This is a genomic window from Ruminococcus sp. SR1/5, from assembly GCF_000209835.1.
GTDB classification, from domain to species: Bacteria; Bacillota; Clostridia; order Lachnospirales; family Lachnospiraceae; genus Blautia_A; species Blautia_A fusiformis.
Map to the genome: position 1 here is coordinate 595,539 of NC_021014.1, position 26,752 is coordinate 622,290.

At 45.9% G+C, this 26,752-nt stretch carries 25 protein-coding genes and 1 pseudogene; 24 read left to right on the forward strand and 2 right to left on the reverse strand.

Annotated features, from left to right (window positions below):
* Positions 1-153: 153 nt before the first annotated feature.
* The 7 genes from CK1_RS02995 (at position 154) to CK1_RS03025 (ending at position 8,938) form a co-directional block, all read left to right on the forward strand.
* A complete protein-coding gene (locus tag CK1_RS02995; protein WP_306288708.1) occupies positions 154-1,155 on the forward strand; it encodes a PhoH family protein in 1,002 nt (333 codons plus the stop codon).
* Between the two features lie 19 nt (positions 1,156-1,174).
* Positions 1,175-1,669, forward strand: coding sequence for an rRNA maturation RNase YbeY (gene ybeY, locus CK1_RS03000; RefSeq protein ID WP_015524845.1), 495 nt, complete (start codon positions 1,175-1,177; stop codon positions 1,667-1,669).
* Between the two features lie 63 nt (positions 1,670-1,732).
* Complete coding sequence (locus CK1_RS03005) at positions 1,733-2,782, forward strand: DUF3048 domain-containing protein (protein ID WP_021650536.1); 1,050 nt, start codon at positions 1,733-1,735, stop codon at positions 2,780-2,782.
* A gap of 34 nt (positions 2,783-2,816) precedes the next feature.
* Positions 2,817-3,680: a glutamate 5-kinase gene (proB, locus tag CK1_RS03010; RefSeq protein WP_044960851.1), complete on the forward strand. Its 864-nt coding sequence runs from the start codon at positions 2,817-2,819 to the stop codon at positions 3,678-3,680.
* A gap of 13 nt (positions 3,681-3,693) precedes the next feature.
* Positions 3,694-4,455 carry a 5-formyltetrahydrofolate cyclo-ligase gene (locus CK1_RS03015; protein WP_015524848.1) on the forward strand — a complete coding sequence of 254 codons (762 nt, stop codon included), beginning with the start codon at positions 3,694-3,696 and terminating at the stop codon, positions 4,453-4,455.
* A 43-nt stretch (positions 4,456-4,498) separates the two neighbouring features.
* Entirely contained in the window at positions 4,499-5,749 is a 1,251-nt protein-coding gene (locus CK1_RS03020; RefSeq protein WP_015524849.1) for a glutamate-5-semialdehyde dehydrogenase, read from the forward strand.
* 153 nt (positions 5,750-5,902) lie between these two features.
* Entirely contained in the window at positions 5,903-8,938 is a 3,036-nt protein-coding gene (locus CK1_RS03025; RefSeq protein WP_015524851.1) for a hypothetical protein, read from the forward strand.
* A gap of 89 nt (positions 8,939-9,027) precedes the next feature.
* Here CK1_RS03025 and CK1_RS03030 read toward each other — a convergent pair whose 3' ends face one another.
* Both CK1_RS03030 and CK1_RS03035 read right to left on the reverse strand, forming a co-directional pair.
* Entirely contained in the window at positions 9,028-9,759 is a 732-nt protein-coding gene (locus CK1_RS03030; RefSeq protein ID WP_021650531.1) for an ABC transporter permease, read from the reverse strand.
* On the reverse strand, positions 9,701-10,657 hold the full coding sequence (locus tag CK1_RS03035) for an ABC transporter ATP-binding protein (RefSeq protein WP_015524852.1): 957 nt from the start codon (positions 10,655-10,657) through the stop codon (positions 9,701-9,703). Before CK1_RS03035 ends, CK1_RS03030 begins: the two co-directional genes overlap by 59 nt.
* A gap of 147 nt (positions 10,658-10,804) precedes the next feature.
* Here CK1_RS03035 and CK1_RS03040 point away from each other — a divergent pair, with 147 nt between their 5' ends.
* The 17 genes and pseudogenes from CK1_RS03040 to CK1_RS03120 all read left to right on the forward strand — a co-directional run bounded on the left by CK1_RS03040 (position 10,805) and on the right by CK1_RS03120 (position 26,661).
* The gene (locus CK1_RS03040) at positions 10,805-11,338 is read left to right on the forward strand and encodes an iron transport-associated domain protein (RefSeq protein ID WP_021650529.1); all 534 of its coding nucleotides are present in this window, start codon (positions 10,805-10,807) and stop codon (positions 11,336-11,338) included.
* A 76-nt stretch (positions 11,339-11,414) separates the two neighbouring features.
* Positions 11,415-12,308 carry a M14 family zinc carboxypeptidase gene (locus CK1_RS03045; RefSeq protein WP_015524854.1) on the forward strand — a complete coding sequence of 298 codons (894 nt, stop codon included), beginning with the start codon at positions 11,415-11,417 and terminating at the stop codon, positions 12,306-12,308.
* Between the two features lie 482 nt (positions 12,309-12,790).
* Positions 12,791-13,369 (forward strand): signal peptidase I, encoded by a 579-nt coding sequence (locus CK1_RS03050; protein WP_015524855.1) that lies wholly within the window; start codon positions 12,791-12,793, stop codon positions 13,367-13,369.
* Positions 13,272-13,919 carry a TasA family protein gene (locus CK1_RS03055; protein WP_015524856.1) on the forward strand — a complete coding sequence of 216 codons (648 nt, stop codon included), beginning with the start codon at positions 13,272-13,274 and terminating at the stop codon, positions 13,917-13,919. The genes CK1_RS03050 and CK1_RS03055 overlap by 98 nt, the downstream gene beginning before the upstream one ends.
* Entirely contained in the window at positions 13,916-14,512 is a 597-nt protein-coding gene (locus CK1_RS03060) for a hypothetical protein (protein WP_015524857.1), read from the forward strand. Before CK1_RS03055 ends, CK1_RS03060 begins: the two co-directional genes overlap by 4 nt.
* Positions 14,496-15,719, forward strand: coding sequence for a hypothetical protein (locus CK1_RS03065; protein ID WP_306288709.1), 1,224 nt, complete (start codon positions 14,496-14,498; stop codon positions 15,717-15,719). Before CK1_RS03060 ends, CK1_RS03065 begins: the two co-directional genes overlap by 17 nt.
* Positions 15,716-17,080 carry a thioester domain-containing protein gene (locus CK1_RS03070; protein ID WP_306288710.1) on the forward strand — a complete coding sequence of 455 codons (1,365 nt, stop codon included), beginning with the start codon at positions 15,716-15,718 and terminating at the stop codon, positions 17,078-17,080. Before CK1_RS03065 ends, CK1_RS03070 begins: the two co-directional genes overlap by 4 nt.
* 44 nt (positions 17,081-17,124) lie before the next feature.
* Positions 17,125-17,688, forward strand: coding sequence for a prealbumin-like fold domain-containing protein (locus tag CK1_RS03075; RefSeq protein ID WP_015524858.1), 564 nt, complete (start codon positions 17,125-17,127; stop codon positions 17,686-17,688).
* Positions 17,689-17,762: 74 nt separating this feature from the next.
* A complete protein-coding gene (locus CK1_RS03080; RefSeq protein WP_306288711.1) occupies positions 17,763-18,998 on the forward strand; it encodes an MSCRAMM family protein in 1,236 nt (411 codons plus the stop codon).
* A gap of 156 nt (positions 18,999-19,154) precedes the next feature.
* Positions 19,155-21,179 carry a GGDEF domain-containing protein gene (locus CK1_RS03085; protein ID WP_306288712.1) on the forward strand — a complete coding sequence of 675 codons (2,025 nt, stop codon included), beginning with the start codon at positions 19,155-19,157 and terminating at the stop codon, positions 21,177-21,179.
* A gap of 108 nt (positions 21,180-21,287) precedes the next feature.
* A complete protein-coding gene (locus CK1_RS03090; protein WP_015524860.1) occupies positions 21,288-22,475 on the forward strand; it encodes a D-alanyl-D-alanine carboxypeptidase family protein in 1,188 nt (395 codons plus the stop codon).
* Positions 22,476-22,562: 87 nt separating this feature from the next.
* Positions 22,563-23,596, forward strand: a pseudogene (locus tag CK1_RS03095) (molybdopterin-binding protein).
* A 1-nt stretch (position 23,597) separates the two neighbouring features.
* Positions 23,598-24,404: a metallophosphoesterase gene (locus CK1_RS03100; RefSeq protein ID WP_015524862.1), complete on the forward strand. Its 807-nt coding sequence runs from the start codon at positions 23,598-23,600 to the stop codon at positions 24,402-24,404.
* 9 nt (positions 24,405-24,413) lie between these two features.
* Positions 24,414-25,199 carry a segregation and condensation protein A gene (locus tag CK1_RS03105; protein ID WP_015524863.1) on the forward strand — a complete coding sequence of 262 codons (786 nt, stop codon included), beginning with the start codon at positions 24,414-24,416 and terminating at the stop codon, positions 25,197-25,199.
* A gap of 23 nt (positions 25,200-25,222) precedes the next feature.
* Positions 25,223-25,792 (forward strand): SMC-Scp complex subunit ScpB, encoded by a 570-nt coding sequence (gene scpB / locus CK1_RS03110; RefSeq protein WP_022426764.1) that lies wholly within the window; start codon positions 25,223-25,225, stop codon positions 25,790-25,792.
* Between the two features lie 72 nt (positions 25,793-25,864).
* The gene (locus CK1_RS03115) at positions 25,865-26,116 is read left to right on the forward strand and encodes a hypothetical protein (protein ID WP_015524864.1); all 252 of its coding nucleotides are present in this window, start codon (positions 25,865-25,867) and stop codon (positions 26,114-26,116) included.
* A complete protein-coding gene (locus CK1_RS03120) occupies positions 26,116-26,661 on the forward strand; it encodes a zinc dependent phospholipase C family protein (RefSeq protein WP_015524865.1) in 546 nt (181 codons plus the stop codon). The genes CK1_RS03115 and CK1_RS03120 overlap by 1 nt, the downstream gene beginning before the upstream one ends.
* Positions 26,662-26,752 lie beyond the last annotated feature (91 nt).

Genomic DNA, 26,752 nt, shown 5'->3' on the forward strand with positions numbered 1-26,752 from the left:
ATAGAAAAAGGGGTTCAAATATCTGAAAATAATGTTAAAATAGAAATAAATCACCAGGACTGCGTCAGCAGAGGCACTCTTACCGTCATTGAACGGACCGGAAGAAAAGCCCCCACAGAAAAAAGACGCAGCCAAAAGAAAGGACACCAGAGGATGGCTAGCAGCATTATCGAATTATATGTGGATGTGCCGGCAGACCGCCAGGCGAATATTTTCGGACAGTTTGACGAGCATCTGAAGCTGATCGAACGTACTCTGAACGTAACCATGATCTTCCGTGACGGTTCTCTTAAGATCCTGGGAAGCCAGGAGGGAGCCACACAGGCCAGGGCGATCGTGGAGGAACTGAACACACTTGCGGGCAGAGGCAATACCATCACACAGCAGAATGTGAATTACGCACTTTCCCTTGCCATGGAGAAGATCGGCTCCGTGATGGAGGAGATCGACAAGGATTTTATCTGTAATACCATACAGGGCAGACCCATCAAGCCCAAGACTCTCGGACAGAAGGACTATGTGGAACAGATCCGTAAGAAGATGATCGTGTTCGGCGTGGGACCTGCCGGAACCGGCAAAACCTATCTTGCCATGGCTATGGCAGTAACTGCTTTTCGCAATGAGGAGGTTTCCAGGATCATTCTTACCAGACCGGCCATTGAGGCAGGCGAGAAGCTGGGATTCCTTCCTGGCGATCTCCAGAGCAAGGTCGATCCCTATCTGCGTCCTCTTTATGACGCATTGTATCAGATCATGGGCGCAGACAGCTTTGCCAAAAACATGGAGAAGGGGCTCATCGAGGTTGCCCCTCTTGCCTATATGAGAGGACGTACACTGGATAATGCCTTCATCATCCTGGATGAGGCACAGAATACCACACCTGCCCAGATGAAGATGTTCCTGACCAGGATCGGCTTCGGTTCCAAGGTGATCATCACAGGAGATGCATCCCAGAAGGACCTTCCCAGGGATGCCACATCTGGTCTGGATGTGGCGATGAAGGTGCTGAAGAAGATCGATGACATTGGATTCTGTCAGCTGACCAGCAAGGATGTTGTACGTCATCCACTTGTACAGCAGATCGTACAGGCCTATGACGATTATGAAAAAAACAGAAGCCTGCCAAATCCAGGAAGGATGACAGGTATGCTGTAAAAAATAAGGAGTACAGAAGATGACCATAAATATCGAATATGAGACAGATCAGGAGTTAGGCATTGACTATGCTGCCCTTGCATCCCAGGTTGCGGACAAGGTTCTTGAAATGGAAAAATGTCCCTATGACGGACAGGTCAATCTTGTCCTGACAGACAACGAGGAGATCAAGAGGGTAAATACGGAATTCCGGAATATCCAGGCTCCTACGGATGTGCTGTCATTTCCTATGATTCCCTTTGAGACACCGGCGGATTATTCCGTTGTGGAAGAGGATGAGTCCTATTTTGATCTGGACAGTGATGAACTCCTTCTTGGAGATATCATGATCTCCGTGCCTAAGGTTTTTGCCCAGGCAGAGGAATACGGACATAGTGTGACAAGGGAATTCTGTTTCCTGGTGGCACACAGTATGCTGCATCTTCTGGGTTATGATCATATGACAGAGGATGAGGCGAAGGTCATGGAAGCCAAGCAGGCAGCGGCACTGAAGGAGCTGGGGATCAACCGCTAGACGGGCTGTCCCACGGAAAAGCTAAGCGGGAAACTCTTCCGCTTTAAGAAAAGGAGGTAATATATGAGAATGAAAAAGACAGGTATCCTGGCAGGTATCACAGCTGCATGCATCTGCATTGCCCAGACTGTTCCCGCTTTTGGAGCAGGGCAGGATCTGGTAGGCTTTGTCCCCAATGAGGAAAAGCAGGAAGAAACCCAGGTAAAGAGCTATCTTACCGGCGAAAATGTTCCGGAGAGCATTGGACGGAGAAGACCGGTTGCCGTGATGATGGGCAACAACAGTGTCGGAGCTCCCCAGAGTGGTATCGGACATGCCGGTGTTGTCTACGAAGCGCCGGTGGAAGGTAATATTACCCGTCTTATGGGCATTCTCGAAGATTACGATGAGCTGGAACGAATCGGTTCCGTTCGCAGCTGCCGTGACTATTATCTCTTTTATGCCAACGAATTTAATGCGATCTATGCCCACTACGGACAGGCTGCCTATGCACTGCCTTATCTGGAGCAGCATGTGATCGATAACCTCAACGGGATCCAGATCGGCAAGCTGGCTTTTTTCCGCACAACAGACAGGAAGGCACCTCACAATGCCTATACAGATGCCAGCCACCTTCAGGCAGGCATAGATGCTATGGGATACAGCCAGGAATATAAAGAAGAATATACCGGACATTATCTTTTTGCAGAAGATGGTACAGAGACTGTACCGGATGGGATCACAGCCAGCCTTGTGAAGCTGGATAATTTTACTGACAATCATCCGTGGTATGAATACGATGAAGAGACAAAGGAATATAAGAGATTCCAGTTTGGCAAGGAACATGTGGATCAGCTGGATAATGAACCGCTTACCTGCGACAATATCATCCTTCAGTATTCATCCTGCCCGGCCTACGATGGAAACGGCTATCTGAATATTGATGCCATTTCCGGCGGAGAGGGCAAGTTTATTACCAGAGGCAAAGCTATTGATATCCGCTGGGAGAAGGATTCTCCATGGGGGATCACGCATTATTACGACGGAAATGAACAGGAGATCCGCCTGAATCCGGGTACTACCTGGGTGGAGATCGTACAAAATGACAGGATTGATTCCGTTACTTATCAGTAAGACTAATATACAGGTATCAGGAGAAACAAAAAACATGAACGCAAATTACAGGGAACGACTGAAAGACAAGAAACGCATCGTTATCAAGATCGGATCATCATCACTGATCCACGCAGAAACAGGAAGACTGGATTTCCGTAAGCTGGAGATCCTGGCCAGAGAGCTCAGTGACCTTCACAATCAGGGGAAAGACGTAGTGTTGGTATCCTCCGGAGCCATTGCGGTAGGTGCAGCTGCACTGGGTATGAAGGGAAAGCCGGCAGAGCTTGAGAAAAAGCAGGCCTGTGCAGCTGTGGGACAGGCCAGGCTGATGACCATTTATCAGAAGCTTTTCGGGGAATACAATCAGATGGTGGCACAGATCCTGATGACCAAGAATACCATGGTCAACAATACCAACCGCAGGAATGCCCAGAATACCTTCCAGCAGCTTCTGGCAGAAAAGGTGATCCCCATTGTAAATGAGAACGACTCGGTATCCTCCTACGAATTCCAGAACCTGGTAAAATTCGGAGACAACGATACCCTTTCCTCTGTAGTTGCTGCACTGATCGATGCGGATCTTCTGATCCTCATGTCCGATATTGACGGTCTTTTTACAGACGATCCCAATTCCAATCCGGATGCACAGTTTATCGACATTGTAGAAAATATGGATGACAATATGCGTAAGCTTGGCAAATCCTCTACAGGAAGCAATGTCGGTACCGGGGGAATGGCAACCAAGCTTACCGCTGCGATCATCGCAACTGCGGCAGGGGCGGACATGGTCATTGCCAACGGAAACGACTTCCACAACATCCACAGGATCGTGGAAGGCAGGAGCTGCGGAACATTATTTGTAGGAAACAAGAAGGAAGAATTCTTCCTCATTGATTATATCGAAAAACTGCTTTAAGGAGAGTATCATTATGATGGACAATATCAAGATCGACAGGATCAACGCACTGGCACATAAACAGAAAAGTGTAGGTCTTACCGAGGAAGAAAAGGTGGAACAGGCGAAGCTTCGGAGAGAATATCTGGATGCAGTGAAGGGAAATCTCCGTGCGCATCTGAATAATATCGATATCAAAGAAAAGGATGGCAGCATCACCAATCTTGGAGAAAAATATGGAAGAAAAAAGGAAATTAGAAAAAAGATCTTCAAAGCCAGAAAAGAACATACCGATGCCTGGATCCGGGAAAATAGTCTCCGGATCACAGAGGCCCTGACACAGCTTCCGGAATACCGGAATGCAGAACGGATCATGGCATACGCAGATTATAACCATGAAGTGATCACACGCTACATCATCGAGCAGGCCTGGAAAGACGGCAAGGAAGTGGCAGTGCCAAAGGTTTTCGGAAAGGATATGGTATTTTACAGACTGACCGATTTCAGTCAGCTGGAATCCGGCTACTTCGGGATCCCTGAGCCAAAGGAAGACGGAGAAACGGTTTCCTGGGAAGAAGCCATGATGGTCATGCCCGGGGTGGCTTTTGACATAAATTGCAACCGGGTAGGCTATGGCGGCGGTTTTTATGACCGTTTTCTGGAAAAACATCCGGAGGTCTGCCGCATTGCAGTAGGATTTTCCTTCCAGATCCTTCCGGAGGTTCCCACAGAGCCTACGGATATCCGTCCGCAGGTCATTGTGACGGAAGAGAATATATACCGCGATGCACAGTAAGATATTGCTGTAAAGACAGAAAGAAAGGCAGGAATATTTGGAAATGAATGAAATGCTTGAAAAACTGGGACAGAATGCGAAAGATGCGGAGACAGTCCTTCGAAATCTTTCCACAAATGACAAAAATAAAACCCTGGAAGCTGTGGCAAAGGCTCTTGTCGCTCATACCGATGAGATCCTGAAGGCCAATGTCCTGGATGTGGAAAACGGCAAAAAGAATCACATGCCGGAAGGACTGATCGACCGTCTGATGCTGACACCGGAGAGGATTGAGGGAATGGCAGACGGACTTCGTCAGCTTACCGGTCTTGAAGATCCCATCGGGGAAGTTACCGGTATGAAAAAACGTCCCAACGGACTTCTGATCGGACAGAAACGTGTTCCCTTAGGTGTGATCGGCATTATTTACGAAGCACGTCCCAATGTTACCTCAGATGCATTCGGTCTTTGTTTCAAAACCGGAAATGTCGTGATCCTGAAGGGGGGAAGCGACGCAATTCATTCCAATACTGCCATTGTCAACTGTATCCGTGAGGCATTGAAGGCCTGCGGCATTATCGAGGATGCCATCCAGCTGATCCAGGATACCTCCAGAGAAACGGCTGCGGAATTTATGAAGCTGAACCGGTATGTGGATGTACTGATCCCACGTGGCGGAAGAGGACTGATCAAAGCAGTGGTAAACCAGAGTACGATCCCTGTCATCGAGACCGGAACCGGAAACTGTCATATCTATGTGGACGAGACTGCAGATCTTCAGATGGCAGCGGATATTGTGATCAATGCAAAGACCCAGCGTGTGGGTGTATGCAATGCATGCGAGTCCCTTCTTGTAAACCGTAAGGTGAAGGATGATTTTCTGCCGGTATTGGCCGGACGCCTTAAGGAGAAGCATGTGGAGGTCCGTGCAGATGAAGCGGCAAAGGCTCTGATGCCGGGAGCAGTTCCTGCAACAGAAGAGGACTGGGGAACGGAATATCTTGACTATATCCTTTCTGTAAAGGTAGTGGATTCCGTGGAGGAAGCCATTGCACATATCAATAAATATAATACAAAGCATTCGGAGGCCATCATTACCAATGATTATACCCATGCCCAGAAATTCCTGGATGAGGTAGATGCAGCGGCAGTTTATGTGAACGCTTCTACCAGATTCACCGATGGAAACGAATTTGGATTCGGTGCGGAGATCGGAATCAGCACCCAGAAGCTCCATGCAAGAGGCCCAATGGGACTCCTTGCACTGACCACCACCAAGTATATCATTTATGGTAATGGACAGGTACGTCCGTAAGACAGATAAAGTAAAGCGGATTCTTTGGTCCGCTTTACTTTTTTGAAGCGTTGTGCTATACTTTTTTGTAATTGGATTTAAACAGACTAACTCATAACAGGAGGACTTATAAATGAAAAAAAGCAGCTTTTTGCAGTCCTGCTTGCAGGTTCCATGACTGTTGGAATGGCACCTGCCGCAGCGTTTGCCGCTGAAGATACCGGAGCGGTAACAGAGGCAGAAGCACCGACTGCAGACGAGAATACAGAAACACCAGATGACGGAGCGGCTGTGGATGACCAGTCACAGAGTGAAGCCGACGCCCAGGCTCAGGCAGAGGCCGAAGCCCAGGCAGCAGCTCAGGCCCAGGCAGAGGCAGAAGCACAGGCAGCAGCCCAGGCCCAGGCGGAAGCAGAGGCACAGGCAGCAGCCCAGGCTCAGGCGGAAGCAGAGGCACAGGCAGCAGCTCAGGCTCAGGCGGAAGAGGCGCAGCAGGAGCAGCAAACTACTGCGGCAGATGCAACGGTTACTACTGCGGCAGAACTTCAGGCAGCGATTAATAATGCACCTGATTTTGCAGGATCTATTGATGATAGTGATCTATATACATCTGCTTATAAGATTCTGATCAGTGCATCGTTTAATCTCACAGATACTATTACCGTTCCTGCCAATAAAAATATTGCAATTTTTGGTGCAACAAATGCTACAACTGTAGTTGGACGTGGAAGTGTTGCAGGAGATATGTTCAAAGTAAGTGCAGGAAGTATTTTGTCCATGACACAGAATGAAGGTGACGGCTCCTCAGAAATCGGTAAACTTTCTGTTGAAGGTAAGAAAGACGATGAAACTGCAGTCGATGGATCGATTGTTTCCGTAGAAGCTGGCGCTAAATTTGTGATGACGACAGGTGTTACCCTTTCCAAGAATGTTTCTACTGCAGCAGGTGCGGCAGTTAAAAACAGCGGTAAACTTGTAATTACAGGTGGAGAGATCAAAGATAATGTATCTACAGGCGGAGCTGTTTACAGCACAGGTACGATTTCTTTGGAACATGGAACGGATGCTGCAGCAGACGAACCGAAGATCATCGAGAACTATACAAGCGCAGAAAAGAACGTAAAATCCAATATCGTATTAGGAAAGCAGGATCAGAGTGCAGGAAGTATCATCATTGTCGGTGCATTTGAGAACCAGAACATTGGATATTCCGTAGAGAATCCGGTAGTTGACTATACAGTTTTCCAGAAGCCTGAATCTTTAGCTGCGGATGCATTTGCAAAGGCAATTAAGGCGATGAGCTATGAAGGCGACCAGAGTTATGGAATAAATACAGCTACAGGTCTGCTTGTTTCCAACATTCCAACGGTTAATATTGATAATCCTACAAGTAAAGAAGCAAATACTGTTTCTGTAACCTTCACATCTGATAAAGCAGGTACATATTACTATAAATATGTTGCAAAAGGTGCGGAAGCTCCGACCATCGAGACAGCTACAGAAGGTGGAACGGTTAAGGCAGGAGAAACTACTTCCCTGAAACTTACCAAGGTCACAGACAAGACTATTGACCTTTATGTATGGGTAAAAGAAAGTGAAAGTGGTAACGCCATTGTTGGTGAAGGTGTAAAGAAGGATATTGCAGTAACACAGGCACAGAATCCAGTTGATCCGAAACCGGCAGCACCAAAGGTTACAAAAATCAGCGCAGAAAGTAAAACTGCAACAACTGCAGAAGTAGTTCTTCAGTCTGATAAGAGTGGTACATGCTATTACAAATGGGTGGCAAAGGGAGCGGATAAACCTTCCATTACAACTAAAGACAGCAAGATTGCGGTCACCGCAAAAAAAGATTGTAAGATTGATCTGAAAAATCTGGAAGGTGATGCGATTGATCTTTATGTGCAGGTAGTAGCAAAAGATGGATCAAAGACAGCAGTGACCAAGATTGCAACTGTTACTTTGAAAGAAACAGCTAAAACACCTGCGAAGATTTCCAACGTAAGCTACAAATGGAAAGGTCATACATCTGCGACTGTAACTATGCGTTCTGATAAAGCAGGTGTGTACTATTATGAATGGGTAAAACGTGGTTCCAAAGCTCCGACAGTTGATAAAATGAGCAAAGGAACAAAGGTTTCCGCAAATAAGGATTTCACGATCAGTTTGAAAGATTTGGATGCAAACAATGCGATTGATGTTTATGTGAGTATCAAAGGAACTGACGGAACTGTAAGTACACCAAAGAAGATTACATTGGATGAAGCTAAGCGTCCGGCAAATGTCAGATGGGTTGGCTTTTCATGGATCAACCATACATCTGCGAATGTTACCCTTATTTCGAATAAGAGCGGTACCTGTTATTATAAATGGGTTTCTCGTAACAGTGATGGCACATCTGCCACTCCGAAAGATCTTACATCTACCGGAAAACAGATAACATTTACTGCTGATAAGAAATTTAATATCGGTCTTGAGGATTTAGATTCTGACAACCCAATTGATCTTTATATCCAGATCAAAGATAAAAATGGTGTTTTGACGAATCCATTGAAAATAGCATTTAAAGAAGATTCCAGACCGAAAGTTGCAGATCCAACTCCGACTGACACACCGGATGCATACATCCCAAATGTAAAAGAGAGCGTAGTACAGGGACTGGATGAGGCAATTCAGTTCTATCCGAATCAGTTCTATGAATTTACTGTGATCGGTGCAGGAACAACCAATCAGGATCCAAATGAGGGTGATGTGAAGTGGGTTCCGGTTTACTGGAGTACAGCTGCAAACCCAACCCAGAGCCAGATGCATACAGCATGGAAGATTGGTTCCGGCAAGGGAATCAACAAAGACGCTACATACAACCTGTACGTATTCTTCCAGAAATACATCTACACCGGTGGTCAGTGGCAGGAGACAGACACCATTGAATCCGCAGTATATCAGTTTAGGTCTGCAAAACTGACACCTACCGGAACTCCGGGAGCAGACGGTACATACGGTACCGGCGGCCAGACAGGTTCTGATCCGGATGCAACCATAACAGGAGAGGCATCTGCAACATCCTCCAACGGAGGCAACGGAACCAGATCTAAGAATGCAGTATCAACAGCCGATAACTCACCGATCGGAACCATGTCCGCACTGGCAGTGGCATCCCTTCTTGCAGGTGGATATGTGATCGTGAGAAGAAGAAAAAAGGACATCTAAACGCACAATAGCCAAAATAGCATAACAAATAAAAAATCACCGGTTTTCCGAAAGAACAGGAAAGCCGGTGATTTTTTGTAAAAATAAATTTACAGATTTTTTTTCTTATAGATAAACCAGGAAGCTGCAATGCTGAATGCAATTAGATAGACTGTCAGGATCAGGACACTGAGGTAATTGACTCCACCGCCGGAAGCAATGGTACGGATCAGATGACTGGTCTGTGACAGTGGAAGAGCAGCTACAAAATTCCCAAGAAAGCCCGGGATCTTCTCTGTAGAGAAGAAGGTGTTGCACAAAAAAGCCATTGGCATAATGATATAGTTGGAAAAACGAGGTACATCCGCATGGTTTTTGGCAAGGAAAGAAACCACAACACCGATGGCTGAAAATACAGCACCGTTGAGGAACATCACCAGCAATGACCATCCGTTGAACACAAGACCGGTTCCGATCGGCATGGTCAGAAGAAGGATGATTCCTCCTGCATAAAGCCCGCGGAGACTGCCTCCGATGATCTGTCCGGCAATAAACTGCCACAGAGGTGTCGGAGATATCATAACCTGGTCAAAGGCTTTCTCATAAAGACGCTGCACATTCAGATTCTGTGCGATAGCATTAAAGCTTCCGTTCATTGTAGTCAGTGAAACCACACCAGGGATCAGGAAATTCAGATAAGGCTCTCCGTGTGAGGAGGTCTGGATCCCCATTCCAAAAACGATCAGATACATCAGCGGCGCGATCATGGCCGCCAGCGTGATCTTATAGAAATCCCTTCGGAACTCCACCCATTTTTCCCATAAAATAGTAAGTATTCCCATGATAATTCATCGTCCATTCTGTTAAATTATAAGATAACTGTGGCTGACGCCGGCTTATCGCTGCATCAGATGCCTGCCTGCGCGCTCCACAAAAAACATCCTCCAGAGTTGTCTCACGAAGGGTGCACTGTCCGTCCAGAGAGGACAGAAAAGAGATGGCCTCTTCCCGACTGTGGAAGTAGTGGCTTTTTGCCCCTTCCGGTGTTTCCTGATCTACGGTGTATTTGCCCAGGCCGTCGATCAGGCCCGATGGAGTATTGATCTCCTCCAGCTTTCCGTGATCCATAAGTGCTACCCGGTTGCAGAGAGACTGTGCCTCTTCCATATAGTGGGTTGTCAGAAGAATGGTCAGATTTTTTCCGTTCAGCTGACGGAGAAGATTCCACATCTGTCGTCTGGATAGCGCGTCCATGCCTGCAGTGGGCTCGTCCAGAAGAAGGATCTCCGGACTTGTGAGAAGTGCCCGGCATACCATAAGCTTTCGTTTCATACCACCGGAAAGCTTCCTTACAGTCCGCTTGCGGAAGGGAAGAAGTCCACAGAAATCCAAAAGCTCTTCAGTTTTCCGTTTGATCTCTTTTCGTGGCATGAAATAAAGACGGCCCTGATATTCCATGATCTCGTCCATGTTCATATCCTGGCGCATGGAATATTCCTGCGTGATCACGCTGATCTTGCGCTTCAGATCCGGTCGGTTGCGTCCAAGTGTCTGCCCGTCAATGAGGATTTCGCCCTCTGTGGGCAGGAGCAGAGTGGAAAGCAGACTGATCGTGGTGGTCTTTCCGGCACCGTTGGGTCCCAGCAGACCGAAAAATTCGCCGGTTTCTATGCGAAGATCCAGAGAATCCACAGCAGTAAAACTGTCGAATTTTTTTGTGAGATTTTTTGTTTCGATCATCTCTGTTCATTTCCTTTCGTTTGTATGCAAATTTCACTCTATTATACTGGAAAAGAAGAGACATTTCAACAATTCTGAGATGTTCTTTACAGAAAAGGGGCGTTGTGCTATAGTGATACGAAGGAAAATAAAAACGGAGAGAAAACCATGAAACACAGGATGAGAACAATAATGCTGCTTCTTCTGACTATGCTGCTGCTATGCCCGATACAGGTTCTGGCTGCAGGTGGAGAGAACGCAGTGAAGACAGATCTGGAGGACGGAGAATATTCCATACAGGTGGAGCTGGAAGGCGGAAGCGGAAAAGCCAGCGTTTCTTCCCCCACATTGATGCTGGTAAAGGATGGGAAGATGTATGCACGGCTCCAGTGGAGCAGCTCCAACTATGATTATATGATCGTAGATGGGGAAAAATATCTCAATGAGAGCGAGGAAGGCAGAAATTCTGTTTTTACTGTCCCGGTAACTGCCCTGGATGATAAGATGGAAGTGATCGCAGATACACTGGCCATGGGCGCCCCGCATGAGATCGATTATACGCTGACCTTTTATGAGGCTTCTATTGGCTCCAAGGGCCAGCTTCCTCAGGAGGCAGCGAAAAGAGTGGTTGCAGTTGCGCTGGTGATCATCATCGGCGGCGGTATTCTGAATTATTTTGTAAACAAAAGGAATCGGTGTTAAACCGGTTCTTTTTTATGCTCTTTCGCATAATATACATAATAATGAACATGTATAAAGACGGAAGGAAGGGAACATCATGGATACAGTACAGGATAAAACCTACGAAGCAATTTATTATTCACTGTGGGAGGCAGCCAGGCGTTACAGCAGCTTTACACAGTTTCGGGTGATCGGAAAAAGCCACGATGACCGGATGATCCCTATGCTGGAGATCGGACAAGGAGATGCCTGTATTTTCTGTGTGGCTGGCTTTTCCGGAACGGATGGACAGATGACGGACAGGCTTACCAGGATGGCACTGGAGCTTTGCAGAATATATGAATGCAACTGGACCGTGGACGAGCTTTATGAGGTAAAAAAGCTCCTGGATCAGACCAGGCTTTGTATCATACCGGTGGTCAATCCGGATGGATATGAGATCTGCCGGAAGGGCTACAATACTGTGCGAAATCCCATTTTCCGTCAAATGCTGAAAATGCAGGATGTTCCCTGCGATGAATTCGAGGGAAATGCAAGAGGAATGGATACTGCAAGGAATTTTCCTACTACCTTCTGCAGCAGAAAAAAGATCCATCAGCAGCCTGCCAGTGAAAATGAGACACGTGCACTGATCCGGATCTTTCAGGAATACGGAGGACGTGGCCTGCTGGTTTTCTGCGGATATGGAAAAAAGGTGGTTTATTATCGGCGGGATCAGAATTTTTCCACTGGTCAGAGATGCTACCGTCTTGCACGTCACTTAAAAAAATGTACCAGGGGAAAGCTGGAGCAGCTTGCAATAGAACGAGAAGCGCAGAACGGGCGAAGGAGCACAGGCAGGCCGGAACAGTATTACGGAGAAATGATCCGCCAGCCGGCTTTCCGGATCGAATTGCCGGTAAATTCCGGAAATAAAGAAGAGGAAGAACGGGAAATCCGTGATCTGATGCTGCTTCCATTGGAATATATTTACTCTCTGGTACAGCTGTAAAAAAATCTGGCGTTGCACGGATGCAGGGTCTGTCAGCTTATGAAAAATAGGGTGACAGACATACCCGCTGAGAAACCAGTGTCGAATCCTGTCGGACGAATTTGATTGACTTCCGGATCTGTGGACCCTATAATAATATCATCTGAAACAAATCTTTTTTAACAAATGTCGCAGGAATCTTTCACCTCTGTAAGTAATGAGAGGAACTGCACATCTGAGCATATCTGCTCGAATAATTTCCATTCAGTATTTTTGCTGTATTATTATTTTGCTTATGCTTGTCCTCACTTCAAAATCTGTGCGTTTAAGTGATGGGAGCATGTTGCGAATTGCCATATTGACTGCTATACAGGGAGGACTTTTTTATGGCTCAATTTATGTGGGGCAGGTCTCCGCCGGAATTTTCCTGATATCCGAACACTGTTTCTTTCCCTGCAGAGGGAAGTGATCATCAAATATCGTATGTAGAACAGAATACAGGAATGAAAATATTTTTTCGATGTATCGGCAACACAGTTCTGGGACTGATGCTGGTGATGGCATTGGTGCTTCTTATTCCCGGACTTTTCGGGATTCGGCCCTATGTGGTCTATTCCGGATCCATGGAACCTGAGATCCCAACCGGAGCTGTGGTTTTTACAAAGGAAGGAGAGTTTTCTCCGAAAAAGGGAGATATCATTACTTTTCATAACGGAGATACCGTTGTCACCCACAGAGTGGTTAAAAAAGAAAAGGATATCTTTATCACAAAAGGTGACGCCAACAAGACAGAAGATCCTGTTCCCGCAGAGGCGTCACAGATCATCGGGCGGGTAGTCTTTCACCTGCCTTATCTGGGCTACGTGATCCATTTTCTGAAAGCCCGGATCCCTTTTGCCGCAGTTTGCATAGCGGCATGTCTGTCAGTACTCTTTGATCTGGCATATACCCCAAAAAAGAAAAAATACAGGGAGGAATTTAATCATGATGAAAAACAGAAAACTGGTAAAAGGAATCGCACTTGCTGCTGTGATCACTGCACTGGCAGCCGGAGGAACAGCTGCATATCTCACGGATTTTGAAACGGCAACCAACAGCTTTACCGTAGGAAAAGTGGATATCGACCTGGATGAACCTAACTGGAAACCGGAGGACAATACAGATCTGGTTCCTACTCAGGTGATCCGGAAGGACCCCTATGTAGCAAATAAAGGAGTAAATGAAGCATTTGTCTATCTGGAAGTTTCTGTTCCGGTCCGAAATGTGATCACGGTAGCCAAGGATGGTACCAGGAATGCGCTTGCAAAAACAGAGCTGTTCAGCTTCACCAAAAACAAGGACTGGACACAGCTGGAGCGGACCGAAGTGGGGCAGAATATGGTTTACACCTATGCATATAACCACATCTTGAAGCCGGGAACAAAGACTACAACTCTTTTTGATACAGTAACCTTTGCCAATATCATCGAAGGTCAGCTGGATACACAGCAGATCGATATGCCGGTACGGGCTTATGCGATCCAGGCTACCAATACCGGGGATGACAAGACTACGGTTCTGGAGCAGGCAACTGCTGCTTACCAGAAATATGTAAATCAGAATAAAGGACAGGCCGGTGGTGTCACGAAATGAATAAATTAAAAAGACCCGTTTTCCTTCTCCTGACAACAGGGATCCTGTGCGCAACAGGGACTGCGGCGTATTTTTCAGATTTTGAAAAAAAGATAAATTCTGCTGCAGTAGGGTATGTGACAACGGAGATCGAGGAAGATTTTCCGGATCCTACACCTACGCCTATGGAGAATGGTCCATCCTACAGAAAAGAGATCCGGATCGGAAATTTTTCCGGCAGTGTGAAAGGGTTCCAGGCAGACTGCTATGTGAGGATGTCCCTTTCCTACTCCAATGACGATATCGGCAGAGGCGTGAAATTAACAGGTCTGGATACGGCAAACTGGGTGTATAACAGTCAGGACGGCTATTATTACTACCGGAAAAAATATCCGAGGGTGAAAAAACAACTCCTCTGTGTACCGGATTTCAGATCGATCCCCAAAAGATCGATGATACTTACAGGGACAGCATTAAGGATTTTGAGATCAATGTTTATGAGGAAGCTGTACAGGCAGAAGGATTTTCAGATTATGAAAGTGCGTGGAGGTATTTTTCAGATCCGGTTTCTGCTCAGGCAGAAAGGAGGGGGAATGCTTGAAAAAACACCTTAAAGCCCTGCTGGCAGGTGCTGCTGTGGCAGGCAGTATCCTAGCGTGCACGGCTGCTTATGCCAGATTTTCAGATTCCGTGACAGTGACCAATCACATATCAGTGGGAGATATCAATATTTCTCTTCGGGAACTGGAAAAAAAGGACGGCCGAGAAATGAAATATCAGGATCGCCGGATCGTTCTTCCGGGAGATGAGATATCCAAGATCCCCAGGATCACCAATCACTCAGAGCCATGCTGGGTAAGGGTGAAGATCTCTTATACAGATGATCTGGAAGGTTTGGATGGTCTGGATGACAGGAATCTTACAGGAATGTCACCGAGATGGATCCGGAAGGGAGAGTATTTTTATTATACCAGGAAGCTGGAACAGGGAGACAGCGTGGATATTTTTACCGGTGTGACTGTACCATCCCAATGGGATGAATCCTACCAGGATAAGAAGCTGGGGATCACCATCGTGGCGGATGCTGTCCAGGCGGCAAATTTTGCACCGGATTTCCGTGCCATGTCACCCTGGGGAAATCAGAAGATCTTAAGATGTATCCACGATACCGATGGTCTTGTGGTTCAGAAAAAAAGTCCGGTGGATCTGAAGGTGGAGTTTGAAGGAAATGCGCACAAACTGATCGCGGCTCCGGAAGACTTTTTTTCCGGATTTTCCACGGCAATGCCGGGAGATGTTTTTCATGATTCTGTAGAGATCCGTAATACAACGGAGCATGCTGCAAAGATCTTCTTCCGCACATCACCGGAATGTAAATCGGTAAAGGATCAGGAATTTCTGAAAAAGCTGAAGCTGGTGATCACCATGAATGATAAAAAGCTGTATTCCGGGGATCTTTTGGCTGTGTCTCTCAATAAGGCCGTGTCCCTGGGGGAATTTTCCAGCGGAGAAAAGGGAAACATGAGATTTGAGGTTACGGTTCCGGCAGAGCTGGATAATTTATATGCTCTTCGAGCTGCAGATGTGAAATGGATCTTTTCTGTGGAGGAGGATCAGGAGACGGCAGATACCAGCCCTGTTCCACGCCGGAATGGCAGGAAAGAAAGCACAGAAAGAGCTTCCGGAAATAACAGCTCTTCGGTAAGGACGATACCAGTGAAGACCGGAGATGAATCTCCTGTGATCCTGTTTGCACTGATGGCCGGTATAGCGCTGCTTACCTGCAGTCTGACGCTATGGAAAGGAGGACGAAAAAATTGAAAAGAAGAATGATCGGTGCATGGCTGGCATTGATAATCACAGCTTCTTCTCTTGTGGTTTCGGCCAGTCCTGCAGCAGATATGAGTTCGGTATCAGCAGATCCGCAGCAGGAACAGACAGAACCGGAGGAAGAAGAGGAGGCCCCGGATATTCCGGTAACAGATCAGCCTGGGGAGGCTGAGATGCCGGTTCCGACAGCCTTGCCTGAACCGGAAACGGTGGAGGAAGCTTTTGAAGAAGGTAAAGATAATACTGAAAATACGGACAGTGATGAGCTGATCGAACCGGAAGAAGAACCGGAAGCTGCTTCAAAAGAAGGAGAAAATATAGCTCTGACAGAGATACCAGAGCAGACAGAGGATCCGGGATTTACTGTATTCACGGAAGAAAACGCGGAAATCCTTACAGGAGAAAGTGAAGAGGATCAGGAACTGATTCAGGATATCGAAAACGGAGAGATCATTGCTCTTTCTGCAGCACTTCCCGGGGAGTTCCGGGAAGCTGGCAGTGCGGAAGTAATCTCAGAAGGAGAGGATGCTATCGCAGCTACAGCACTTTCCCCGTCCCAGTATTATCTGGACAGCTGGACCAGGGTTTACAGCGATGAGATCTGGACAGCTGCCAATGATTTTCTTGGTTCCGGAAATAAAACCCGTATGGGATGTACGTATCGTTCTGTACATTATATTGATGATACAGGAGAGGAAAAGGTTTCGCCTCTGTATTGCCTGAAAGCAACTCAGGATGGGCTGGACAGTATGACGCTGAAGAATGAAGTAGTAAAAGCACTGACTAATTCTGTGATCCAGAAGCTTTTGTACTTTGGTTACGGAGGACCGGGGGATCTGGGGACCGGATATGACCCTTCCTGCAGTCACATAGACTGGTCAAAATGGCAGAACCGTTATGTATTTACGCATATTGCGCTGTCAAAGGTATATTTTAATGACTGTGGATATGCCACAGCAGCAGAAGTAGAACATACAGGGATAAACCGCCTGATCGATAAGATCCAGACATTGACGATCCCTGCAAGAAACAAAGCTGCCGTTTATGTTTCCGAAGACGGTTCCTGGGCAGCAGCATCCGGAAAGACGATCCCGTTAAGTGTATTTCGAAGCAGACCTGCAGGTTTTCCCTTTGTTCCGGATAGTATGAAGGACGGATTTCAGATGAGTACTCTTATGAAAGTAACAGATGGAGCAAAAGCAGGGAACGGGATCACCATAACAAGAGGAGCCGCAGAAAAATGGCAGCTGGCCTACTGGACGAGCGCAGCGGATTATAATTCACAGAAAACCAATCCCAAAATGATGTCGGGGACAAGCCTGAGCCTTAAGGATGGGGCATATTTTTTCTGATCTTTCCGTTAAATGCATCTGCGACAAAGAAGTTTTCCTGTAAAATGCTGCTTCAGCCGGTTTCCTATATCCTGGTTGACGGAAGTGCCCAGGCAGGAAAAGATGGAGTACAGGATTTTGGTGCTTACGTATACCAGGGAACAAGAGGAAGCCTTTCGTTTTCAGTAAAGCCTTCGGTTTACGGCAATGCAAAGCTGGTCAAGAAGGAACCCAACACGGGAAAACTGATCCAGGGAGCGCAGTACGGACTGTTTGCAGCAGAAGCTCTGACCTCCGGATACCGGACTATGTACAGTAAGGATCAGAAGGTTTCAACCGGAACAACAAACGCCAGTGGAGAGATCCTTTTTTCAAAACTGGTTCCGGGAAAATACTATGTGAAAGAAACGAAAGCCGCTGCAGGCTATAAACTGAACACCGCTATCAAAAATGTTACAGTAACCGGCGGAAAGACGACAACCGTCAGCGTAACGGATATCATGGATATCAGCGGAACAGTATCCATCAGAAAGAAAGACGGAAATACCGGCGATCCACTGGCAGGAGCTGAATTCACCCTGTATCAGTGGAGTAAAAAAAGCAAAGCCTACGTAACCTTAAAAAACTGACTTATGATGGACAGAAGCGTACCTATAACTCCGGGAAATTTAATTATACCGAAGACAATCAGGGAAAATTCCGTGTGCGTGAGACAAAATCTCCTCCCAATTACACCGGAAACTGGCAGAAGAATTTTACGCTGGAAAAGCCGGGAGAAAAGCAGGAATTTCTGTTTGAAGCAGTGAACTACCAGACTGAAAAACGAAGGATTGAAGTTCGTAAGATCGATGCGAAAACCGGTGAGATCCTGAAAGGTGCGGAATTTACACTTTATGAATACAGTGCAGCCAAAAAAGCCTATAAAGAAAAAGGAACTCTTCTGGATTATGACATCTCCAGTGAACTTTATGTAAGTGGTGAACTTTTGAAGACTTCGGATAATGAGGGAAAATATAAGATCGCGGAAACAAAGACTCCGCCCGGATATACAGGAAGCTGGGAAGAAGAGGTGAATATCACAGACAAGGATGCACGCCTTTCCTTTGAAGTTGTCAATGAAAAGGAAAAGGAATATAAAGGGGTGATCCGTCTGAGAAAAACAGACATCTATACCGGGGAAGTTCTGGAAGATGCGGAATTTACCGTGCTTCAGTGGAATAGAGGGAAGCAGACTTACCAGAATAACCTGGGCGGGCAGAGCATCCTGAAGTTTGACATAGAAACCGGATGGTACTCTACGGAAGAGCTGGTGCTCACAGATGACAATCAGGGAAGGTTCAAAGTAGTGGAAACAAAAAATCCGGAAAACTATACTGGCAAATACGAAAAGGAGGTAATCTTCCAGAAAAAAGAAAATACAGATACGGATACTGTGGATCTGAAAGCAGAGAATACTCCGGTAACACTTCCGCTTGGAAATATCACCATCATAAAAAAGATCAAAGAGGAGGATATTACCTGGGCTCATGGAAATCCAACCTTTTCCTTTGTGGCAGAAGGTACGGATCTATCCGGAAATCCTCACAGATATGAGGATTATGTGACCTTTACCAGAGGAAGCTATGAAACCGATAAAAATGGCTATGCAACATTATCGGTCACTCTCAGGAATATCCCGCTGGGGCAGTATACGGTCTGGGAAAAACCGGTACTGCGCTACTATCTGAAAGATGTACGGGCAAATACAGAGAATGTCCGCATCATAAAAGGCGCTGCACCTGCATATGGTACAGATCCCCGGAAGATTGCTTCCGGTACGGCTGCTCTGACAATGCAAAACAAAAATGCATCGCTGACTTTTGTAAATGAGAAATCCAGATATGATCGATATTCCCATAATGACAGCATAAAAAATACCATACCCGTATCATTTTCCTGAAAAAAGACAGGAGGGCAGGAGTAATCCTGCCCTCCGCAGCGTATTTTATATAGTAAAAAACAAACTGTAAAAAGAAATAAAAAACTACATATATATCCAAAGATATGGTATACTTTTTTACAAATACTGTGAACTCAAGAACTCTCTGGGAGGTCGATGATGAAAACAGACGAAAAAAATCCCGTTTTTGATATTCGGGATACATTGGAAAAATACGCTTGCATTTATCGAAATACTACACTGAAGCTTTTTCAGTACTGTCAGGAAACGGACATATATGAACGTTTGGATGAATACCTGAGACCTGTAAAAAATATTACGGATTTTAAGACCAGTGGACAGAAATACAGCAATGTTTATAAAGACGACTGGAAGTACCTGACGGATTTTCTGACATCCCGGGAAGGCGGGACGATAGAAGTGCGGTGTATCAATAAAGACGGTAATGCGAGTCTTCTGACAGTACGGGGATTTATAGCACAGGATAAAAATACCGGATATCATTATTTCATAGGAAGCTCCAGAGATATCACCAGGGAGAAGCTGCAGGAAGAATTTCTTGAGGAACGTGCCCAGAAAGATCCTCTGACCGGAGTGTATAACCGCTTTTTCGGAAAAGAACTGATCGATGAATACCTTGCATCCAGAAATCCCTATGCAGGATGTGGGATGATGGTGCTTGATGTAGATTATTTTAAAAATGTAAATGATACTTACGGACATATGTTCGGTGATGAAGTCCTGAAACGTTTTGCGGAGCTGTTTGTGGCTTTGTTCGACATTAATGATGTGATCATGCGTCTGGGTGGCGATGAATTTGTGATCCTTTTGAAGGATATCAGCCATGCAGCGATCATGAAAAAGGCAGGAAAACTGATACGGGAAGTGCAGAAACTTAAATTTTCGGGAACCACGTATCTGGCAACCTGCAGTGTGGGGATCTGCTTTCTTCCGGAAAATGTTTCCGGATATACATATCAACAGCTCTTTGAAAATGCAGACTGGGCACTTTACCAGGCAAAGAAAAATGGAAAAAACCGCTATGCTTTCTGTGATAATCTGAGACGTTTTGAGGATAAGACAGAGGAAAAGCAGGAATTATACGAGGGTGTTGAGATAGATGCCAGATATCTTCATAATGATATTGTTTCTACTGCATTTGAAATATTTGAAAAAATGAGCAGCTTTCAGGCAGCGATTGAACTTCTGATGAAAGTGATCGGTCTGAAATTCCGGCTTAACCGGATCACAGTCCTGCATACCAAGGTGGCAGAGCAGAAAATAAACAGGGTTTTTCAATGGGTTTCGGAAGAAGAATACAGGCTTTTGATAGATGAGATACATTTCTCAAAAAGTGATTTTATCACATTGTTTCGCCACAATGATGAATATGGTACTGTGGTGATTCAGGAGAATGATCTGGCTGAATATTCGGAACAGAGAAGAAAGAATGTGTTACAGTGCGGAGCAAAAACCGTAGTCTGTGCTGCCATGTACTGTGAGGGAAGCTATACAGGGGCCATTGCATACGTGACCTGCCAGGAAAAAAGGCTCTGGTCCAGAGAAGATCGTAAGCTATTGGGAGAAGTGACCAAGATCATTTCTGCGCATTATGCCAAGAACCAAGCATTTAACAGTGCTTATCGTAGCATTGCTGCAGAATCCGGACGGGATCAGCTTACCGGATTGTCTTCTTTTTCAAGATTTCGCGAAAATGTGGAGAAAATGCTGATCGGAGGTTACGGGCCGGGACATGCAGTGATATATACCGATTTTGAAAAATTTAAACGTATTAATGCAAAATACGGATATCGTGTGGGAGATCAGATCCTGCGGCAGTTTTCCGAGTATGTGATAAGCGTTCTAAAAACAGATATGGATGTATATTTTACCAGGGCGATCTCTGATCATTTTATCCTTTTCACTCCATGTGATATGGATGTTGATCCGGAAACATCTGTTTTAAAGACCAATCAGGAGTTCTTACGGCAGATGAAAGAGAAATATCCGGATATGGAGCTCTGTGTCCGCACTGGGATCTATCTGATCACCAAAGAATGTGACAATGCATCTGAGGCGATCGATGCAGCGAATTATGCAAGAAAATATGCTGCTGGAAATTGTGAAACAGGTGTTAAGCTGTATGACGAAGAACTGAAAAAGCAAAGCGATGCAGAGTGAAAGATACAGGAATACGGACCGGAATCTATGCTTTTTCAGAATTTCAGGAATAATCTTTCAGGAAAGCTTTTACAATAGAACAGAGATGTTTGCGGCAGGAGTGAGCTTATGAACAGAAGTGTTCCGGAAAGTCTTTTGATCTGTATTTTAGTCTTATGCCTGGTTCTGACACCCGTTGGTGTCAGAGGAGAAACGGAGGATAGTGGAAAAGCACAGCAGCTGATCGAAGCGCCGGGTGCAGTCCTTATGGAAAAAGAAACCGGTACCGTGATCTATTCCAGGGATCCTGACACCCGAAGAAGCCCGGCCAGTATTACAAAGATCATGACATTGATTCTGATCTTTGATGCTATCCGTGAGGGAACCCTGCATCTGGAGGATAGCATTACCACCAGTGCTTATGCCAGATCCATGGGAGGGTCTCAGGTATTTCTGGAAGAAGGAGAAAAGCAGACTGCAGAAACCATGATCAAATGTATTGTGATCGCTTCCGGAAATGATGCCAGCGTAGCTATGGCGGAGCATGTTGCGGGAACAGAACAAGCCTTTGTGGAGAGGATGAACGAGAGGGCGAAGGATCTTGGAATGAAAAATACCCATTTTGTGGATTGCTGCGGGCTGACGGAATCACAGGAGCATTATACAACTCCCTATGACATTGCACTTATGAGCAGGGAGCTCATCAGCAGATATCCGGAAGTTCTTACATATTCATCTGTCTGGATAGAGGATATCACACACGTTACCAGAAAAGGCTCCTCGAAATTTACACTGACCAACACAAATAAACTGTTGCGCAGCTATGAGGGGTGTATGGGACTTAAAACAGGCAGCACCAGTATTGCAAAATACTGTCTCAGTGCTGTGGCAGAACGAAATGGGATCACACTGATCGCCTCAGTGATGGCCGCACCGGACCCGAAAACAAGATTCCGGGATGCAGCAGCTCTTTTAAATTACGGCTTTTCTAAATGCACATTGTATCTGGATGATGCTCTGGAGCCACTGAAACCTCTGAAGCTCCGCAAAGGAGTCAAAGAGCAGGTTCCGCTTGTATATAGAGGGAAATTCCGATATATCAGCACAGATGGAACGAAACCTGACAATGTTAAGAAAAAGTTGATCCTTCCCAAAGAACAAAGTGCGCCGGTGAAAAAAGGGCAGAAAGCAGGGGCACAGGAATACTATCAGGATGGGAAAAAGATCGGTAGTCTGGATATCCTGTACGGGGAAACAATAAAAAAGGCCGGATACCATGACTGGCTGGAAAGAACCTGTCAGGCATTTCTTTTGTGATGCCTGCAACATATTTTGACAAAAAGGGCAGACTGGATGTATAATACAACGGATTGAAGAAATAGCAGAACAGGGAAGGGATTTGGGATGAAAGAGATCAGAACAGAAGATGCAGTGGGACACATTCTGTGCCATGATATCACGCAGATCATAAAAGATGAGAAAAAAGGCGTTCTTTTCAAAAAGGGGCATGTAGTGAAAGAAGAGGATATACCACTGCTGCTCTCTGTAGGAAAAGAACACCTTTTTGTGTGGGAGAAAAAACCGGGGATTCTTCACGAAAATGAAGCTGCAGAGATCCTTTACAAAATCTGTGCCGGAAATTCTTCCAAAGTACATGGAACTGAGATCAAAGAAGGTAAGATCGAGGTGGTATCAAAGATCGATGGTATTCTGAAAATACGTCGTGATGCACTTGTGGCTGTGAATTCTCTGGGAGAAATGATGATCGCTTCCAGACATGGCGATTTTCCGGTAAAAAAGGTGATAAGGTTGCAGGAACCAGGATCATTCCGCTTGTGATCGAGAAAGAGAAAATGGATGCAGCAGAGAAGGCAGCAGGAAATCTTCCGATCTTTGACATTCTCCCTTACCAGCAGAAAAAAGTAGGGATCGTCACAACCGGAAGTGAGATCAAAAAAGGACTGATCCAGGATACCTTCACACCGGTACTCCGGGAAAAGCTTTCCGGGTTTCCGACAGAAGTGACAGGCCAGGTGATGCCGGGAGATGATAAGGAAGAGATCACAAAGGCAATTCTTTCTTTCGCAGATGCAGGAGCAGATCTGATCATCTGTACCGGCGGAATGAGTGTGGATCCCGATGATCGTACTCCGGGCGGGATCCGGGATACCGGAGCAAAGATCGTAACCTATGGAGCACCTGTACTTCCGGGAGCTATGCTGCTTGTGGCATATCTTGAGAGGAACGGAAGATCCATACCGGTACTTGGACTTCCGGGCTGCGTCATGTACGCAAAAAGAACGGTATTTGATCTGATCCTGCCCAGAGTAATGGCGGATGATGAGATCAAGGCAGAGGAGATCGCCAGGCTGGGAGAAGGCGGACTTTGTCTGAACTGTCCGGTTTGTACTTTCCCAAACTGCGGATTTGGAAAATAATATGAAAAAATTCAGAATCAAACAATATGAGATCTATATGGACAAGATCCATGCTCCACAGGGCGTGCGGATGATCCTTCTTGCGGATCTTCACGGGATATCCTACGGAAAAGACAATATACGGCTGACAGAGACGATCCGAAAGCTTGCCCCGGACGTGATACTTTCTGCCGGTGACATGGCTGTACGTACAGAAACGGATACTCTGGTAACTGCATGTAAGCTGCTGACAGAGCTTGCCAGGGATTTTCCCGTGTATTATGCGCTTGGTAATCATGAATATAAAATGTTTCTTTCCGAAGAATATCGGCCATATTATGCGAAATATGAAAAGGCACTGAAAAAAGCTGGTGTGCATATTTTAAGGAACGGACATGAAGCTATGGTCCTGAAGGGAGAGCGCTTCTGTTTCTGGGGCCTGGAACTTCCCATCGAATATTATCACAAGCCGAGATCACCGAAGCTGAAAAAAGAAGTGATGGAAGAACTGATCGGAAAACCTGAAGATAAAGGGATGCAGATCCTGCTGGCACATAATCCGAAATACGGAAAAACCTATTTTGAATGGGGCGCGGATCTGATCCTGTCCGGACATTATCACGGAGGCGTTGTCCGTCTCAGCGAACATTACGGCCTTTCATCTCCTCAATATCTGTTTCTCCCGCCGTTTTGCTGCGGAGACTTTCACAAAGGGGATCAGCATATGATCGTCAGTGCTGGACTTGGAGAACATACCATCCCCCTTCGGATCCATAATCCAAGGGAACTGCTGGTGATCGATATAAAACCTTCCGAAAAAATGAAATGAGGAAACCCTATGGCATTATCTGTTAAGCTGAATGTATTTGAAGGCCCTCTGGATCTTCTGCTTCACCTGATCGACAAAAACAAGATCGATATCTATGATATTCCTATTGTGGAGATCACAGATCAGTATATGGAATATCTGCATTCCATGGAAAAAGAAGATCTGGGGATCATGAGTGAATTTCTTGTCATGGCAGCTACTCTTCTGGATATCAAATGTAAAATGCTTCTTCCGAAAGAAGTGAATGAGGAAGGAGAAGAGGAGGACCCTAGAGCAGAGCTTGTACAGAAGCTGCTGGAATATAAAATGTACAAATATATGTCCTATGAATTACGGGACAGGCTTGGAGATGCGGCAGGGGTTTATTACCGAAAACAGGATCTTCCGGAAGAAGTGCTGCAGTATACTCCACCGTCTGATCCCCAGGAACTTCTCCGGGGTCTGACACTGGAGCGGATGAGTGCGATCTATCAGGCTTTGATCCGCAGACAGGAAAATAAGATCGATCCGATCCGAAGTAAATTCGGAAGGATCGAAAAAGAGGAAATATCACTTTCCGATAAATTGCTGGAAATGAAGGAATATGCAAAAGCTCACCGGAAATTCAGCTTTCGCAGGCTGATGGAAAACCAGCATTCCAAAATACAGCTGATTGTGACCTTTCTGGCAATTCTGGAATTGATGAAAATGGGACATGTTCATGCAGAACAGGAAGATCTTTTTGATGATATTCATGTGGAAGTTATCACGGATCCGGACACATGGAAGAATCTGACAGAGTTCGCAGATGAATAATATAGTAGGAATGAGGACAATAAGTGGAAATCAAACGAATTGAAGGAGAAATCGAAGCCATCCTGTTTGCAATGGGAGAAGCAGTGGAATTACCCCGTATTGCCAGAGCGATCCGTCAGGATCCGACAACAACGGAAAATATCATTCGAAATATGATGATCCGTTATCAGGAAGAAGAGCGGGGGATCCAGATCATAGAGCTCGAAAACTCCTTTCAGCTTTGTACAAAAAAAGAATACTATGATTCTCTTATCCGGATCGCAGCGCAGCCAAAGAAACCCACGCTGACAGACGTTATGCTTGAAACCCTTTCGATCATTGCCTACAAACAGCCCGTTACAAAAGCAGAGATTGAAAAGATTCGAGGGGTAAAATGTGATCATGCCATCAATAAACTGATGGATTATGATCTGGTGAGAGAACTTGGACGTCTGGATGCTCCGGGTCGCCCGATCCTCCTGGGAACCACCGAAGAATTTCTGCGCTGCTTTGGTGTCCAGGGGCTGGAAGACCTTCCGGAAATGGATCCGGTCCAGCTGGAGGATTTCAAGGCGGAAGCAGAGGAAGAGATCCAGCTGAAGCTGGACGTATAACAAATAACACGGACAGATGCCGGTTTACGGGACCTGCCGGACAGATCAGAAAACAGAAGAGGAGTGACGAAAATGCCCACAACATACGCACATGATCTTTTTGGAAAAAGGGTTTACCGGAAACTTTCCGCAAAATTACAGCATCTGATCCGAAGCAACGGAAATTTGTACCGGATCGGACAGCATGGTCCGGATATCCTGTTTTATTATTTTATATCCAAAAATCCGGTGACACAGTACGGAGTGCAGATGCATGGACGGAAAGCAAGAGAATTCTTTGAAAAGGGCATGGCGAAGGTCCGGGAGGAAAAAATCCTGCACTGATGGCTTACCTGCTGGGGTTCGGATGTCATTATATCCTGGATTCTACCTGTCATCCTTACGTCAATCAGGTAGCTGCCGAGGGGAAAGTCTCACATACGCTCTTTGAGAAGGAATTTGATCGTATGCTGATGTATGAAACCGGCAAAGATCCATTGCGTTTTTATCCGTCTCATGGGATCCGTGCCAGTTTTCTCAGTGCGTGGACGATCCACCAGGTATTGCCGGCGATCCGTACCTGGAACATTTATCTGTCATTGAAAATGATGAAGATATTCACCTGTATTTTGGTATGTGATGATGGAGGAAGGAAGAGACGCCTTTCGGAACATGCCCTTTCCCCCGCAGGAAAAAAGATATCTGCGTTTATTACCGAATTTTTTATGAGCCCGGAGCCGGAGATCGACTGTAAGGAGGAGCTTCTTAAACTGGACAGTCTGATGGAAGAGGCACTTGCCAAGGCGCCGGATATGCTGGAAGAGCTTGCTGCACTTGCAGTCAGGCCAGGACATCTTTCTGACAGATGGGATCTGACCTTTAACGGATGATCGATCCCGGCAGACAATAGATACAAGTGATATCTGAATGCTATCCCCGCATAAAATTAAATATAACAGTTACTGTAAACAGTTATATGAA

Excerpts from the sequence above, each read along its gene's own strand:
- CK1_RS02995 (WP_306288708.1), top strand. The coding sequence starts at position 154 with ATGGCTAGCAGCATTATCGAATTATATGTGGATGTGCCGGCAGACCGC.
- ybeY (WP_015524845.1), top strand. The coding sequence starts at position 1,175 with ATGACCATAAATATCGAATATGAGACAGATCAGGAGTTAGGCATTGAC.
- CK1_RS03005 (WP_021650536.1), top strand. The coding sequence starts at position 1,733 with ATGAGAATGAAAAAGACAGGTATCCTGGCAGGTATCACAGCTGCATGC.
- proB (WP_044960851.1), top strand. The coding sequence starts at position 2,817 with ATGAACGCAAATTACAGGGAACGACTGAAAGACAAGAAACGCATCGTT.
- CK1_RS03015 (WP_015524848.1), top strand. The coding sequence starts at position 3,694 with ATGATGGACAATATCAAGATCGACAGGATCAACGCACTGGCACATAAA.
- CK1_RS03020 (WP_015524849.1), top strand. The coding sequence starts at position 4,499 with ATGAATGAAATGCTTGAAAAACTGGGACAGAATGCGAAAGATGCGGAG.
- CK1_RS03025 (WP_015524851.1), top strand. The coding sequence starts at position 5,903 with ATGACTGTTGGAATGGCACCTGCCGCAGCGTTTGCCGCTGAAGATACC.
- CK1_RS03030 (WP_021650531.1), bottom strand. The coding sequence starts at position 9,759 with ATGGGAATACTTACTATTTTATGGGAAAAATGGGTGGAGTTCCGAAGG.
- CK1_RS03035 (WP_015524852.1), bottom strand. The coding sequence starts at position 10,657 with ATGATCGAAACAAAAAATCTCACAAAAAAATTCGACAGTTTTACTGCT.
- CK1_RS03040 (WP_021650529.1), top strand. The coding sequence starts at position 10,805 with ATGAAACACAGGATGAGAACAATAATGCTGCTTCTTCTGACTATGCTG.
- CK1_RS03045 (WP_015524854.1), top strand. The coding sequence starts at position 11,415 with ATGGATACAGTACAGGATAAAACCTACGAAGCAATTTATTATTCACTG.
- CK1_RS03050 (WP_015524855.1), top strand. The coding sequence starts at position 12,791 with ATGAAAATATTTTTTCGATGTATCGGCAACACAGTTCTGGGACTGATG.
- CK1_RS03055 (WP_015524856.1), top strand. The coding sequence starts at position 13,272 with ATGATGAAAAACAGAAAACTGGTAAAAGGAATCGCACTTGCTGCTGTG.
- CK1_RS03060 (WP_015524857.1), top strand. The coding sequence starts at position 13,916 with ATGAATAAATTAAAAAGACCCGTTTTCCTTCTCCTGACAACAGGGATC.
- CK1_RS03075 (WP_015524858.1), top strand. The coding sequence starts at position 17,125 with ATGCTGCTTCAGCCGGTTTCCTATATCCTGGTTGACGGAAGTGCCCAG.
- CK1_RS03085 (WP_306288712.1), top strand. The coding sequence starts at position 19,155 with ATGATGAAAACAGACGAAAAAAATCCCGTTTTTGATATTCGGGATACA.
- CK1_RS03090 (WP_015524860.1), top strand. The coding sequence starts at position 21,288 with ATGAACAGAAGTGTTCCGGAAAGTCTTTTGATCTGTATTTTAGTCTTA.
- CK1_RS03100 (WP_015524862.1), top strand. The coding sequence starts at position 23,598 with ATGAAAAAATTCAGAATCAAACAATATGAGATCTATATGGACAAGATC.
- CK1_RS03105 (WP_015524863.1), top strand. The coding sequence starts at position 24,414 with ATGGCATTATCTGTTAAGCTGAATGTATTTGAAGGCCCTCTGGATCTT.
- CK1_RS03115 (WP_015524864.1), top strand. The coding sequence starts at position 25,865 with ATGCCCACAACATACGCACATGATCTTTTTGGAAAAAGGGTTTACCGG.
- CK1_RS03120 (WP_015524865.1), top strand. The coding sequence starts at position 26,116 with ATGGCTTACCTGCTGGGGTTCGGATGTCATTATATCCTGGATTCTACC.